The organism is Mesorhizobium sp. M1328, assembly GCF_040318075.1.
Classification (GTDB): domain Bacteria; phylum Pseudomonadota; class Alphaproteobacteria; order Rhizobiales; family Rhizobiaceae; genus Mesorhizobium.
This window is the reverse complement of record NZ_JAMYLO010000015.1, coordinates 49928-64301: the sequence shown is the minus strand read 5'-3', so window position 1 is coordinate 64301 and position 14374 is coordinate 49928. Positions and strand designations below refer to the sequence as shown.

Annotated in this window: 10 protein-coding genes and 1 pseudogene; 5 read left to right on the top strand and 6 right to left on the bottom strand. The window is 63.7% G+C overall.

The features are described 5' to 3' along the window. Window positions 1–5: 5 nt before the first annotated feature. Genes NKH23_RS23440 through NKH23_RS23430 form a run of 3 tightly spaced genes read left to right on the top strand, consistent with a single transcriptional unit; the run spans window position 6 to window position 3547 of the window. Window positions 6–1043 carry an ABC transporter substrate-binding protein gene (locus NKH23_RS23440; RefSeq protein WP_352910237.1) on the top strand — a complete coding sequence of 346 codons (1038 nt, stop codon included), beginning with the start codon at window positions 6–8 and terminating at the stop codon, window positions 1041–1043. 15 nt (window positions 1044–1058) lie between these two features. Beyond that, window positions 1059–2279 carry an acyl-CoA dehydrogenase family protein gene (locus NKH23_RS23435; protein WP_353035438.1) on the top strand — a complete coding sequence of 407 codons (1221 nt, stop codon included), beginning with the start codon at window positions 1059–1061 and terminating at the stop codon, window positions 2277–2279. 8 nt (window positions 2280–2287) lie between these two features. Next, window positions 2288–3547 carry an FAD-dependent oxidoreductase gene (locus tag NKH23_RS23430; RefSeq protein ID WP_353035436.1) on the top strand — a complete coding sequence of 420 codons (1260 nt, stop codon included), beginning with the start codon at window positions 2288–2290 and terminating at the stop codon, window positions 3545–3547. A 34-nt stretch (window positions 3548–3581) separates the two neighbouring features. On the opposite strand, the pseudogene NKH23_RS23425 reads toward NKH23_RS23430, so the two are convergent. Then, window positions 3582–4674, bottom strand: a pseudogene (locus NKH23_RS23425) (rhodanese-like domain-containing protein). Further along, complete coding sequence (locus NKH23_RS23420) at window positions 4671–6029, bottom strand: LLM class flavin-dependent oxidoreductase (protein ID WP_353015069.1); 1359 nt, start codon at window positions 6027–6029, stop codon at window positions 4671–4673. The pseudogene NKH23_RS23425 and the gene NKH23_RS23420 overlap by 4 nt, the downstream one beginning before the upstream one ends. A 198-nt stretch (window positions 6030–6227) precedes the next feature. Between NKH23_RS23420 and NKH23_RS23415 the strand changes: the two genes are divergently transcribed. Further along, window positions 6228–7652 carry an FAD/NAD(P)-binding protein gene (locus NKH23_RS23415; protein WP_353035434.1) on the top strand — a complete coding sequence of 475 codons (1425 nt, stop codon included), beginning with the start codon at window positions 6228–6230 and terminating at the stop codon, window positions 7650–7652. A 79-nt stretch (window positions 7653–7731) separates the two neighbouring features. Here NKH23_RS23415 and NKH23_RS23410 read toward each other — a convergent pair whose 3' ends face one another. Beyond that, window positions 7732–9327 (bottom strand): ABC transporter substrate-binding protein, encoded by a 1596-nt coding sequence (locus NKH23_RS23410; RefSeq protein ID WP_353035432.1) that lies wholly within the window; start codon window positions 9325–9327, stop codon window positions 7732–7734. A gap of 94 nt (window positions 9328–9421) precedes the next feature. Beyond that, window positions 9422–11017, bottom strand: coding sequence for an ABC transporter substrate-binding protein (locus NKH23_RS23405; RefSeq protein WP_353035430.1), 1596 nt, complete (start codon window positions 11015–11017; stop codon window positions 9422–9424). Between the two features lie 348 nt (window positions 11018–11365). On the opposite strand from NKH23_RS23405, the gene gcvA reads away from it, so the two are divergent. Beyond that, the gene (gene gcvA / locus NKH23_RS23400) at window positions 11366–12376 is read left to right on the top strand and encodes a transcriptional regulator GcvA (RefSeq protein ID WP_352910219.1); all 1011 of its coding nucleotides are present in this window, start codon (window positions 11366–11368) and stop codon (window positions 12374–12376) included. A 34-nt stretch (window positions 12377–12410) separates the two neighbouring features. Here the strand turns inward: gcvA and NKH23_RS23395 are convergent, their stop codons facing one another. Together NKH23_RS23395 and NKH23_RS23390 are read right to left on the bottom strand one after the other, a co-directional pair. Continuing rightward, the gene (locus NKH23_RS23395) at window positions 12411–13271 is read right to left on the bottom strand and encodes an NADPH-dependent oxidoreductase (protein ID WP_353035428.1); all 861 of its coding nucleotides are present in this window, start codon (window positions 13269–13271) and stop codon (window positions 12411–12413) included. Window positions 13272–13274: 3 nt separating this feature from the next. Further along, window positions 13275–14351, bottom strand: a complete 1077-nt coding sequence (locus NKH23_RS23390) for an LLM class flavin-dependent oxidoreductase (RefSeq protein ID WP_353035426.1) — start codon at window positions 14349–14351, stop codon at window positions 13275–13277. Window positions 14352–14374 lie beyond the last annotated feature (23 nt).

The window sequence follows — 14374 nt, the reverse complement described above, 5'->3', positions numbered from 1 at the left end:
CAATCATGACCACGAATGCGATCTCCGAAATCTGGTACACGCGCTGCCCGGTGCCGACGCCTGTCGGCCTCGCAGCACAGCTCGGGCTTCTCGACGAAACTTTTCGCAAGGAAGGGATCGAACTGAAGTCGATCATCGATTCGCCCAGCCGCGACATCCGTCAGAGCCATTTCAACCACACGCTCGACTGGTCGTTCCGCCACGGCGGCAACGTGCCGCCGATCCGTGCCCGCTCCGAAGGGCGCAAGACGCGGCTCGTCGGCATCACCTGGACCGACGAGTTCCAGGCGATTATCGCCTTGCCCGGCTCCGGCATCAAAACGACCAGAGACTTGAAGGGGCGCCGCTTCGGCATAGCCCGGCGTCCCGAAGGCATTGTCGACTTCATGCGGGCGACGGCACTGAAGGGCTTGGTCTCGGCGCTCTCGCTCGAAGGACTCAGCCATGCTGATGTCGAGATCGTCGACATCGCGCTGGCTGACAGCGTGCTCGACAGCCAGGAAGGACCGTCGCTGTTCGGCCTCAAGCGCAAGCAGGCCTATGGTGAGGAAGCCGCCGCGCTAATCCGTGGGGAGGTTGACGCCATCTATGTCAAAGGCACCGCCGGCATCAACGTCGCCAATCTGATCGGCGCCATCCAGGTCGCCGAATTCGGCTTCCATCCGGACCCGAACATCCGCATCAATTCCGGCTCGCCGCGGGTGCTGACCGTCGACGATTTGCTGGCCGAAGAGCGCCCCGATCTGGTCGCACGGCTGATCGAGACGATCCTGCGCGCCGGCGCCTGGGCCGAGGCGCATCCGGACGAGACGCGGCGCTTCGTCGCCCGCGAATCCGGCGCCACCGAGGAGCAGGTGCTGGCCGCCAACGGCCCGGATGTCCACAAGCATCTCGGCCTCGGACTGCAGCCCGAGCTCGTCACGACGGTTTCCCACTACAAGAATTTCCTGCGCGACTGGGGTTTTCTCGCCAGCGATTTCGATGTCGAGGCCTGGGTCGATCGCCGGCCGCTCGATCAGGTGAACATTCGCGCCGCCGCCTGAAAGGACGCCAGCTTCATGACCTCGACGATCCCCGAGTTTCCGCAACTCCTCGACACGGTAGCAAGCCTTGCAGACGACTTCGCGCTGACCGCCGCACATCACGACGCGACCGGGGAATTCCCCTTCGCCAATTTCGACCGGCTTCACCAGGCCGGACTGCTTGGCCTGGTGACGGCGCGCGAGCATGGCGGCCTCAGTGGCGGGCTGACGGAAGCCCAGGCGGTGATCGCCGAGATCGGCCGTGGCGAGCCATCGACGGCGCTGGTGCTGGCCATGCACTACAACAGCCAGTACGCGATGCGGAAATCCGGAAAATGGCCGCGCCATCTGGTTCAGCGGATTGTCGAAGCCGGCCGTCTCGGCCCTGCCCTGATCAACGCCGCGCAGGCCGAGCCGCGGATCGGCTCGCCGGCCCATGGCAAGCCGCCTGAGACCATTGCCCGGCGGGATGGCAATGTCTGGCGGATATCCGGCCACAAGAACTACGTCACCGGCATTCCCATTCTGAAATGGGTGAACCTGCTGGCACTGACCGACGAACCGCAACCGCGCCTCGCCTCGTTCCTGGTGCCCACCAATGCACAGGGATTGCGTGTTGAAAAGACATGGAATGCGGCCGGTATGCGGGCCACCGCCAGCGACGATATCGTTCTCGACAACGTCGCGGTGCCTGCCGAGGATATCACCGAGGCACAACCGGCGTCCGAGCCGCTGAGACGTGAAGAAGGTTCGACGGCGTTCTTCTTTTCACTGATCGGCGCCGTCTATCACGGTGCCGCCCGCGCTGCCCGTGACCGGCTGGTCTCCTTCGTGACCGCGCATGCGCCAGCGAGCCTCGGCGCGCCGCTCTCGACCGTTCCGCACATCCAGCAAGGGCTGGGCGAGATCGAGGTCAGGCTTGCGACCAGCACGCGGCTGCTGCGCTCGCTGGCCGAAGACGTCGACGCCGGCCGGCCTGTGGGCACCGACGGCATGACCGTCAGGCATGTCGTCATCGACAATGCCGTCGCTGTCACCTCGCTGGCGCTGGAGCTTGCCGGCAATCCCGGCCTCAACCGCGATTTCCAGCTCGAGCGTCATCATCGCGATACGCTGACAGCCCGCTCCCACGCGCCGCAGAACCATATGATCCGCACGATCGCCGCCAAGGCGGCGCTCAGCCGCCACGCTGCTCGGCACGCGGCCGAGCCGCCGGCTATTGCCGCTGTCAAACCCAGGCTCAAGGCGGTCGGGTGAGCGGCCTCATGATATCTGACCGTGTCGAAGTCGCCATCATCGGCGGAGGCCCCGGTGGCCTGACACTGGCGCAAGGCCTGAAGAAGAACGGCATCAATGTCGCGGTCTTCGAGAAAGATCGCGCCCGCGCCGATTATGTCCAGGGTTTCCGGCTGCGCATCCGCCAGCGCGGCATCGATTCGCTGATCGCCAATTTGCCGACGGACCCCTACGAGGCTTTTGTTGCCACGCTCGGCCAGGCGCCGGATCGCAACATCCTGCTTAACGAGAATTTCGAGACGTTGGGCGAGGACGCCTGGGGCGGCAACGCACTCGGCGAGGCCGACGACACCCATATCGAAAAATCGGTGAGCCGCATCACCCTGCGCCAAGTGCTGCTGTCCGGCCTCGACGACGTCGTGCACTACGGCAAGGTCTTTTCACGCTATGAGGAACAGCCGGACGGCTCGGTAACAGCGCATTTCGAGGACGGCTCTTCAATCCATGCCGATGTGCTGGTCGGCGCCGACGGCGCCCGTTCGCGCGTGCGCCAGCAGTTGGTGCCGCATGCGCGGAGTTTCGACACCGGCGTCCGGCGCCTGGCCGGCAAGATGACGCTTCATGCGGCAGCGCTTCACCAGATCTCGCCGCTGCTGCTCGACTACAATGCCGGCGTCAGGCCGACAGAAGGTCACGGACTGATGGTCACCAGCCACCGGGTCAATGTCGAGGCCTATCACAGATATGGGCTGATCGGGCTGGACGACGACACCCACAAGGACATTGCCGGTTTCCATTTCAACAACACCACCAGCTATGTCTGGTGGAACACCGCCTATGAGAAAGATGAGCTCGCCACGGATGACGCGCTGGCAAAACTTTCCGGATCGGAACTGCTCGACCTTTTGATGTCGAAGATCGGCCACTGGCATCCGGAGCTCCTCAACCTCATCCGCTACACCGATCCGTCCACGGTCGCCATGCTTCACGTCCATAGCTCGGAGCCTGTCGAGCCATGGCCGACGAAACAGGTGACGCTGCTGGGCGATGCCATCCACGCCATGACCTATTTCCGCGCGCTCGGCGGCAACTCTGCGATCTACGATGCCGGGTTGCTGGTGCCCGAACTGATGGCCGCCAAGCGCGGCGACAAGCCACTTCTCGAGGCGCTGTCGGACTATGAGGCCAAGATGCTCGAGCACGGCGCCAAAGCGGTGCGGTCTTCGCTGACGGCGATGCAGAAGAATGTCCTGTCGGGTCGCCGCCGTCAAAACGAAGCCGCCGAATAGCGGCCCCTAAAATCGCCCGCCAGTTCTCCTGCCTCTACGCCGCTTCCACCAGACTGGACGACTGGAAGTCATGCAGGAGGATGGCGATCTCGAAGCCGCGCCGCTGCAGCCAGTGCAGCCGTCGTCGCCGCGCGGATGCCGAGCAGATCGTCGATCAGCACGACACGGGCGCCGCGCACGGCAATGGTGCGATAGGCGACGCCGAGCAACTGCCCGCCCTCCGACGCGATCGAGCCCGCAATATGGGCTGTGGCGAATTCCTCCGGCGTGCGCACGTCGAGCAGATAGGTTGTCCGCTTGTCGTCCCTGGCCCATGCTGCGGCGGTCGCCGCATCGATGCGAGGGAAGCTGTCGCTTTCGGCAAGTTTTGCGATGTGCTCCTCCGCGAAGCGCTTCGCGTCCTCACTGGCCGGACCATAGGCAGAAGTCCTGCCGGTTTCGAGCGCAAGGCCGGCCTCGCGCCATGCCTTGGTGCCGTCGTGCAGGTAGGCGACCCGGTTGGGCACGCCGGCATCGATCAACGTCTGCGCGCCGATGATGGCGCGCGGCAGGCCGGCACAGGAGACGATCACCTTCGTCTCCGGCCACGGCACCACATCGGCGAAGCGCAGCACCAGTTCGGCGCCCGGCACGCTGATGGCGCCCGGCACATGGTCCTTGTCGAACTCCGCGACCGTCCGGCTGTCAAGGACGACCACGTCGGCGCCCTGGCCCTTGAGTGCCGCTAGTTCATCAACGGTGATGACCGGCGTCCCCCTCTCGTCGCCGATTGCCAGCGAAAAATCGACGCCGGGCGTGTCGAAGGTCGGCAAGCCTTCCACACCGTCCTTCGTCCATTCCGGAATTCCACCGGCAAGTGCGAAAAGCTGGTTGCGGCCGCGCTGGGCCAGCCGTTCGGCAAGTTGCTCGGCAATGCCGCTGCCGTCATCGGCCAGCACGGTGCGCACAGCCTTGCGCGGGACGAAGCGGTCGATCTCCGCTTCGACCTGAGCGGCAGGAAGATTGGTGGCGAACAGCGGCGACGCGTATCCGACAGTCGCGCTGTCTCTGATATCCAGCACCGCCAGTTCTTCGCCATCCGCCAGCCATTGGCGAAACGTTTTCGAATCGATCGTGTTCGCGCTCATGATGCTTTCCTCTCCTGATGTTCGGTGGCGCCGCGGATCGGGCGCGCAAGGCCGAGATTCTCGCGCAACGTCCTGCCCTCATAGGTGGTCCGGAACAGGCGCCGCCGTTGCAGTTCGGGGATGACGAGATCGACGAAATCGGTGAGGCCGGTCGGCAGGATCGGCGGCATGACGTTGAAGCCGTCCGCCGCGCCGCTGGTGAACCACTCTTCCATCATGTCGGCGACATCCTTTGGCGTGCCGACGATCTGATAATGACCGCGCGCGCCGGCGACGGCGAGATACAATTGCCGGATGGTCAGGTTCCGGCTCGCGGCCAATTCGGAAACGACTTTCAGGCGGCTCTTCACCGCATCGGAACTGCCGAGTTCCGGCAAGGGACCGTCGAGCGGATGGTTCGAAAGATCAACGCCGCCGAGCAAGCCCGAAACCAGCGCCACGCCGACCACCGGATCGACCAGGCGCTGGATCGCGTCGAACTTGTCCTCGGCTTCCGCACGCGTCGCCGCAACGACCGGAAAGACACCGGGCAGGATCTTCAGGGATTCGGCAGAACGGCCAAACGACCCCAACCGGCCTTTCAGCTCGGCATAAAAACCGCGCGCTGATTCGATGGTCGGATGGGCAGTGAAGACCACTTCCGCCGTCCGCGCCGCCAAGTGCTGGCCGGCATCCGACGAGCCGGCCTGGACAATAACTGGATGGCCCTGCGGCGGGCGGGCGACGTTGAGCGGCCCTTTGACGCGGAAATGCCGGCCGACATGGTTCGGAGCATGGATGGCGTGCCGATCGATGGCGATCCCCGAAGCCTTGTCGGCGACGAAAGCGTCGTCGTCCCAGCTGTCCCACAGCTTCTGCGCCACGGCGACGAACTCCTCGGCGCGGTCGTAGCGGTCGGCGTGAACGGGATGCTGGTCGCGGCTGAAATTCGCCGCAGCCGGCGCATCGGCCGAGGTTACGACGTTCCAGCCTGTTCTGCCGCCGCTCAGATGATCGACCGAGGCGAACAGCCGCGCCAGGTGGAAAGGCTCCCAATAGGTGGTTGAAGCGGTCGCGACGAGGCCGATCCGCTGCGTGATAGTCGAGAGCGCCGACAGCAGCGTTAGCGGCTCGAAATGCACGACATGGCCGGTGCGCTCGAAAGTCTCGATCGGCTGCTCGCCATTGCGCGCGCTGAGGCTGTCGGCAAGAAACACCATGTCGAAGAGGCCGCGCTCGGCGGTGCGCGCGGCATCCGCGTAATGCTGAAAACTGAGGCCCGGATTGGTGGGCACATCGGGATGGCGCCAGGCGGCGACATGATGGCCGGGTCCGCGGACAAAGGCTCCAAGCCTTATCTTTCGATCTTCAGTCATCTGTGTTCTCGAGAGCGTTTCTCAGGCGGGTCGCGTAATGCTTTTTATCTCTACCGCCTGCCCGCACCACTGAGCGAAAGAATGCCTTTCGCCCGCTGGCAATTATTGTTTTTTGACATCGGGTTACGGGAAAGCACCATGGCTCGTGACGGCGCGCTGGATCCGAACCTTCGACCGTCAGCGTTGCAAAGGTTTTTGATGCTTCATAACCCCTCCTCCCCGCGCTCAATCATTATCGTTGGTGGCGGCTTTGCCGGCGCGGTTACCGCGATCAAGCTGCTCGACCGTTCGACCGAGCCGCTGGCGATCACCATCATCGAGCGCCGGGCCCAGCTTGGTCGCGGCGTCGCCTACAGCACCGTCGATCCGCAACATCTCGTCAACGGCGCGGCGCGCATCTTTTCGCTGCATCCGGACGACCCCGATCATCTCGTTCGCTGGCTCGTGGCGAATGGGCCGGAGCATGGCTGGACACCGCCCGAAGATGTCCCGGACTCCAGCCCGCCGCGCTGGCTGTTCGGCAGCTATGTCCAGTCCGAACTGACGAGAGCCGTCAGAGAAGCAGACGGGCGTTCCTCGCTGCGCCACGTCAAGGCATCGGCAATCGACATGCTGACAGGTCCGTCCGGAGTTTGCGTCGGCACAAGCGATGGCCAGCAATTGCTGGCCGATGAGGTCGTGCTCGCAACCGGGGTGTTCCAGAGCGAGCCATCCGCCACCGAAGCAGCCATCGTCAGCGATCCCCGCTATGTCGCCAATCCCTGGGATGCGGCGGCGCTCGACCGGCTTGCCAGTGGCAAGCAATTGCTGCTGATCGGCTCCAGTCTCAGCATGGTCGACGTTGTCGCCAGCATGGAAGCGCGCGGCTTCGAGGGCGGCTATCGCGTCGTGTCGCGCCGGGGGCAGCTCGTGGAGCCACGACGCAACACGGAAGCGTGGCGCGACTTCCTCGCCGGTCGTCCGCTACCGAAAACCGCCAGAACGCTTCTTGCCCTGGTCAAGGCCGAACGCCGGGCCATCGAAGCCGCCGGGCTGGACTGGCAAGGGCTGCCGCTGACGATCCGGCCATGGATCCTGGCTCTGTGGCGAGGCGCCACCGACAGGGAGCGTTTGAAGTTCGCACGCCATCTGCGCGCGTTCTGGGATGTCACCGCGCACCGTGCGGCACCGCCAAGTTTTGAGCGTGTGGCGCTGGCGCGAAACCAAGGCCGCTGGACAGGGGGAGCGGGACGGGTGCTGGCACTCCATCCGGAGGCCGGCGGCATCTCCGCCGAGATCCGCTGGCGCGATAGCGGCGTGGTCGAACGGCTGCGTTTCGACGGCGTCGTCAACTGCCGCGGCCATCAGGAGCATGACTGGCGGCGGATCGCGGATCCGTTCGTTCACAGCCTGCTCGAAAACGGCATCGTCAGGCCGCATGCAACCGGCTTCGGCATCGATGCCACGCATGATGGCCAGGTGATTTCCCGCGATGGCAGGACCCACGGCAATCTCTTCGCCATCGGCCATCCGCTGCGCGGCGTCGCCTGGGAATCAAGCTCCATCAGTGAACAGTTGGCGCAGGCCATCGCCCTTGCCGGCCTTCTGGTCGGCGCCAGCCCAAGGCTGCGTGCCCTAGCCTGAGATTACAGCCTCACAAGCGGCGAAAACGAAAAAGGGCCACACCTCGGTGCGACCCTTTTCTTGCTGATGTCCGCTGAGTTCAGGCGTTCGGATCGATATAGGCGTCAGCGAAATTTGCCGACAGGCCTTCGGCCCCCGGCGCATAGTTTTTGACGGTTTTGCGGGCGATGATGATGGTCGGCGGCGCGATCAGATTGATGATCGGCAACTCGTCAGCGATGATCTCCTGGAACCTGAAGAACAATTCCTTGCGCTTGGCCTCGTCGAGCTCCACGGAAGCGGCTTCCAGCAGCCGGTCGACCTCGGGATTCTCGTAGTGCGCGCCGTTTGAGAACGGCAGCCCTTTCTTGATGTTCTTCGACCAGTAGAGCCGCTGCGCGCCGGCGCTCGGATCGAAGATGTTGCCGCAGGACTCCGTAGACAGGTCCCATGTGCGGTCGGTGTAGATGGTTTTGACATAGGTGCCGAAGTCGAACTTCTGGATCTCGGCATCGATGCCGATCTTGGCCAATGCCTGCTTGAGGAAGTCGGCATAGCCCCACGGATTGTAGGGATTGTTGGTGAGCCTGAGCTTGAAGCGGATGCCGTCGGCTCCCCGCCTGAAGCCGGCTTCGTCGAGCAGTTTTTCCGACAGCGCCGTATCGAACGTCGCGGCCTTCACATCGGGATCGAAATACTTCTTGTTGACGACGCTGATCGGCGTTGGCGACACCTGGCCGTAGCCATAGAAGACTATGGCGTTCACCGCGTCGAGGTCGATCGCATGCGCAATTGCCTGACGGACCTTCTTCTCCTTCAGGATCGGGTTTTCGAGATTGATGATCAGCTGGTGCAACGGGCCGCTATAGGCGAAGACGGTGCTGTCGACGACGAACTGCGGCAGCGCCTTGAACCGCTCCAGGTCGGCGAATGCCACCGGGTTCGGCCCGATGTCGACCTCGCCCGTCTCCAGCGCCGCGGCGCGTGCACCGGGATCGGTGATGAAGCGGAAAATGATCCGGTCGAGATAGGGTTTCGGTGCATCCCAATAGGTCGGATTCTTTTCGACGAGGATGTGGCTGCCCTTTACCCATTCCTTCAGCACGAACGGCCCACTGCCGATGATCTGCTCGAAGGACGGATCGTCGGCCGGCTTCAGCTTCTCGTAGATGTGTTTGGGCACGACAGGCGATTCCGTCGCGGCCAGACCCGAGATCAGGGCGGCGGACGGTTTCGACAGTTTGATCTTCACAATATGCGGATCCGACGTGTCGATGTCGGTGACGTTCTGGAAGGTGATGCGCCCACGCGGATGCGCTTCGCGCAGCCGCGAGATCGAAAAGGCCACGTCCTCGGACGTCAGATCATGGCCATCGCTGAACTTCACCCCCTGGCGCAGCTTGAAGACATATTCGAGCCCGTCGTCGCTGATCGACCATTCGGTGGCCAGTTGCGGCCGCGGATTGAGATCGTAATCGTAGGCAAGCAGGCCGTCGAAAATCTTCGGACCGATGGTGGCCGGCCCGCCGGCGCTGGTGTTGATGGAAACGATCTGGTTGGGCTCGGGGTAGTAGACGAAATTGAGCGTGCCGCCGGCCACCGGCTTTGCGTCTTCGGCGAATGCTCCAGCGGGGAGCGCGGTACTCGCGCCGGCCAGCAGCAGGAACTGATTGAACAGGCGTCGGTTGATGGTCATGGTCGGTACTCCGCGTTTGCGCGATTGTCTTTCATGGAAGAGAAGTCGGGATCGGTGTCTTCACAACCGATCCCAGCCAAGGGAATCCAAACACCTAGGCGGTTGGCGCGAGCCAGATCTGCGCGAAGCTGTTGTTGATGCCTTGCGCGCCGGGCGCGAAATCCCGGACCTTCTTGTTGGCCACGATCTGGGCGCCGGCGGCGACCAGATCGACCGACACCACATCGTCATGGATGATGTGCTGGAATTTGTACCAGAGCTCGCGCCGCTTGGTCTCGTCGGGTTCGATCGCCGCCGCCTCGAGGATCTGGTCGACCTCGGGGTTTGCATAGTGGCTGGCATTGGAGAAGACGAGGCCGATCTTGAAATTCTTGGACCAGTAAGCGCGCTGGACGCCGAGTGTCGGATCGAAGGTGTTCGACAGCGATTCCACGACCAGGTCCCAGGCACGGTCGGTATAGACGGTCTTCAGGAACGTCGACAGATCGAGCTTCAGGATCTCGGCGTCGATGCCGACCGCTGCCAGCGATTGCTTGATGAAATCGGCATAGGACGCCGGCAGGAACGCGTTGTAGGCAAGCCGGAGCTTGAAGCGCGTGCCGTCGGCGCCGCGCGGATAGCCGGCGTCGTCGAGCAATTTCTCCGCCAGTTTGGGATCGGGCTCGCGCGCCTTGATGCTCGGGTCGTACCATTTGGGCAGTGCCGTGCTGACCGGGCTTGGCGACACCTGCGCATAGCCATAGAGCGCGATGTCGACCAGCTTCTGCAGGTCGATCGCGTGCGCGATGGCCAGGCGCACGTCGCGCTTGGTTAGGATTTCGTTCTCGTAGTTGAAGAACAATTGCTGCTGCGGGCCGGAATAGGCGTAGGTGTTGGTGTCGACGACCAGAGCAGGGTTTGCCTTCAGCCGCTCGATGTCGGCCAGCGGCACGGGATTGGCGCCGATATCGATCTCGCCGGTTTCAAGCGCCGCCGAGCGTGCGGCCGGGTCGAGGATGACGTGCAGGACGACGCGGTCAAGATAGGGCCTGGGCGCATCCCAGTAATCCGGGTTACGATCGAAGATCAGATGGCTGCCAGGCACCCATTCCTTGAGAAGGAACGGCCCGGTGCCGATCGTCTGTTCCAGCTTGGGCTGTTCCGCCGGCTTGAACGTTTCGTAGACATGCTTGGGCACGATCGGCGATTCCGAGCTGCTCAGCGCTGTGACCAGATAGGGCGCCGGCTTTGAAAGCACAATGATTGCGGTGTGCGGATCGGGCGTCTCGACCGCCGTCACGTTCTGGTAGGTGATGCGACCGCGCGGATGCGCCTCCTTCAGCCGAAAGATGGTGAAGGCAACGTCCTGCGAGGTGAAGTCCTTGCCGTCGTGCCATTTGACGCCCCCGCGCAGCTTGAAAGTATAGCGCAGGCCGTCATCGCTGATCGACCAGTCCGTCGCCAGCAGCGGTTTCGGGTTGAGATCATAGTCGAAATCCAGCAGGCCCTCATTGACCTTGGGGCCGATCGCTTGGCCGGTGCCCGACGAGGTGTTGATGGCGATCAGCGATGTCGGATCAGGATAGTAGGCCCAGTTGAGCGTCCCGCCCTTAACGGGCGTGCCTTCGGCGGCAAAGGAAAGACCGGGCAATGCGAAGCTCGCACCGCCAAGCAACAGCAGTTGGTTGAAATGACGACGATTGACAGGCATGGTCTTGGGCTCCGGAAAACGGATTGCATCCGGCGGCCGAACACATTCCGGCGCCTCGACGCAATGATCCCTGCCAGCCTGCAAAACCGGAAGAATGATTTTCTATCGTCTGCCGAAAGCGCCGCTTCGCACGACGGTTTCATTCCAAGACCCGGCTTGGGACCCGGCGAGGCTGGTCGCCGCCCAAATCAGCATCCCGACCTTATTCTACAAGAATAGTAGACATTGCGATTTCTTAGATTTCCGTTCCCGCTGAGGCAACGCTGCGGCAAACGAAATTTTCCGCCGGGCGCTTTGGCGCAAAGGCCGCCCTCGTCGCGCCCGGTCCGAACGTGTTGAATGCGCTTCATGGTTGATCTCATTCGCGCGAAAACAAGGAAGCTACGACCGACGCTGGCGAGACTTCCGCCGCTGACCTCGCTTCGCGCTTTTGTCGCAACCGCCCGTCACCTGAGCTTTACGCGGGCGGCCGAAGAACTCCATGTGACGCCCGCCGCTATCGGCCAGCAGATCCGCCTGCTCGAGGATCACCTGGGGCAACCGCTGTTCCAGCGCAACCGCGGCGAGCTTCTGTTGACCTCGGCCGGTCAGGCGTTGATGCCGGGCCTCACCGAGGCTTTCGACGTGGTTGTCGAATCGGTCGCACGCATTTCCGGCGACGAGGAGGATGCGCCAATCAAGGTGTCGGTCGCCCCTTCCTTCGCCAGCAAATGGTTGATCCCGCGGCTTGATGCGCTACGCGATGCGGTGCCTGGCCTCGAAGTGCTAGTCGATGCATCGACCAGGCTTGCCGATTTTGCCAGCGAAGACATCGACTGTGTCATCCGCTACGGCTCAGGCTCCTATAGCGGCCTCGTCACGGAACGGCTGTTTTCGGAAGCGGTGCTGCCCGTCTGCAGCCCGGAGTTTGCCCGCATGCACGGTCTCTATCGCGGACCTGAGGGGCTGCGTGACGCGCCTATCCTGCATGAGGAGGGACCGGAACGCGATCCGAGCTGCCCGGACTGGAAGGGCTGGCTGCGATCCAACGGCCTGTCCGGCCGCCTTGTCGAAGGTGGCATACGGCTTAGCCAGTCGTCGCTGGTGCTTGACGCGGCTGTTGCCGGCAAGGGCATCGGCCTCGGCAAATTCCGGCTGGCCGAGCCTGACCTTGCCTCGGGGCGTCTGGTCAGCCCGTTCGGCTCGCCGCAGCCGGTCGAGTTTTCCTATTATTTCGCGACGACGCCGCACAAGGCGAAGCTCGCGACCGTCGAGCGCTTCCATGGCTGGTTGAAGGCTGAGGCGCGGAGGCTTGGCGCGCTCGACTTCACACCGCCGGCGGCGCTGCCGGCGCGCATCGCCATCATCGCCGCTGAATAGTCCTGCCTTAGTCTTGCAGAGAAGCAGGTCTCGGCTATTTCAGCTTGAAGCCCAGCGCCTTGAGCGCATCGCCCAGGCGATCGCGGCCTTTCAGCGCCGCTGTGCTGCCGATGCGGTTCGACATCAGCTCGGTCCAGTCGACCACGGGCATCGACTGCTCCTGCTGGAAGGTGCGAAGCGTCTGGTTGTAGGCTGCGAGATCGTCCGGATGCGGAGCTGATTGGTAGCGCTCGCGATGCAGCACCACAGCCTGTGGCAGTCTGGGTTTGATATCCGTCGCGGCCAGGAGATCGGGATAGCCGACGGTTAGACCGAACACCGCCACGGTTTCCGGCGGCAAGCCAAGCTCATGCGCCACCTCCTGCGGATGATTGCGCATGGCGCCGATGTAGCAGGAGGCGAGTTCCAGCGCATCGATCGCCACCACGGCATTCTGTGCGGCAAGTGCGGCGTCGATCACGGCCAGCAGAAAACTCTCCTGATAGTCGAGCCCCTCGCCCGCCCGGCCGTTTGCATCGGCAATGGCGCGCAGCCGCGACAGGTCAGCCAGCCAGACCAGCAGCAGCGGCGCCTGCTCAATATGGCGATTGATCGCCGCCAGTCCGGCAAGCCGCGCCTTGCGTTCCGGATCCTCGACGGCGACCACACTCCACGCCTGGAGATTGGACGAGGTCGGCGCCGACTGGGCGGCAGCGACGATCAGTTCCAGCGTCCCGTCAGGCAGCGGCTTGGCGAGATAGTTGCGGACCGAGCGATGCGAAAGAATCGCCTCGAGGGCTTCGTTCCAGTTTCCGGTATGCGCGCTTTGCGGCGCCCGGTAACGCCGCCGTAGCGCCGCTTCACCACGCAGGTCGGCGTCGGAAAGGCGGGTGCTGAAGGCGGCCGGCTGTGACATCGTCTAGGCCCCGTTGCGCAAAAGCGGAAGCAACTGGTTGCCTTGCCGCTTGATCTCGGAAAGATACGGTGTGTCCGAGAGCACGAAGTGTGTGATGCCCAGATCTCGGTACTTGCCGAGCGAGCGGGCGACGTCGGCGGCCGAGCCGACCAGCCAGGTGGTGCCGGCGCCGCCGCCGCCATATTTGCCCGGCGCAGTATAAAGATTGTCGTCCAGCACCTCGCCGCGCGCATGTAGGTCGAGCAGACGCTGCTGGCCCACCGCTACCGCCCGACCGTGATCCTTCCAGCCGGCGCCCTGGCCCTTGGCCATCTCCTCGACCTTCGCCTCGGCGTCCGCCCAGGCCTGCCCGGTGGTGTCGCGGACCAGCGTGGTGACCCGCAACCCGAATTCAAGAGGCGGGAGGTCTCGGTCAAGTTCCGTGCTCAAGGCTTTGAGCCGCTCGATCCGCTCTCGGACGCCGTCGAGCGGCTCTCCCCAGAAGAGCTGAACATCCGCCTCGCTGGCCGACACAAGCTCGGCCGCCTCCGACGCACCGCCGAAATAGAGCTTGGGATGGCGGCGGTTCCCACGGACGTGGATGCGGGGCATGACGGTAGACCCGGTGACCTGGAAGTGCTCGCCTGCAAAGGTCACGTTCTCTTCGGTCCAAAGTCTGCGAACCAGCCGCATGAACTCTCTGGTGCGGGCATAGCGATGGTTCTGGTCGCCTTCGCTGTCCCCATACGCGGCGAGGTTGTCCTTGCCCGACACGATGTTGATACGCACGCGACCGGCGGTCAGCTGGTCGAGCGTGGCTACGGCGGACGCGAAGTGCGCCGGCCGCCAGTAACCTGGGCGGATCGCGATGAGCGGCTCGAAGGAGCTGGTCCGCGCGGCGAGCGCGGCCGCGACGGTAAACGTGTCGGGCCGACCCCAGCCGGTACCGATCAGCGCGCCCTTCCAGCCGTGGTCCTCAAGCGCCTTCGCGTGGCTGGTCAGCGTCTCCAGGCTGTTGTGGTCCACGACGGCCGGCTCGCCGCGGTGACCGGGGTCGACATGGTTGGGGATGTACCAAAGAAATTCGGGATCAGCGCTCATTGTCGGGCCTGTATTTTCGCCGG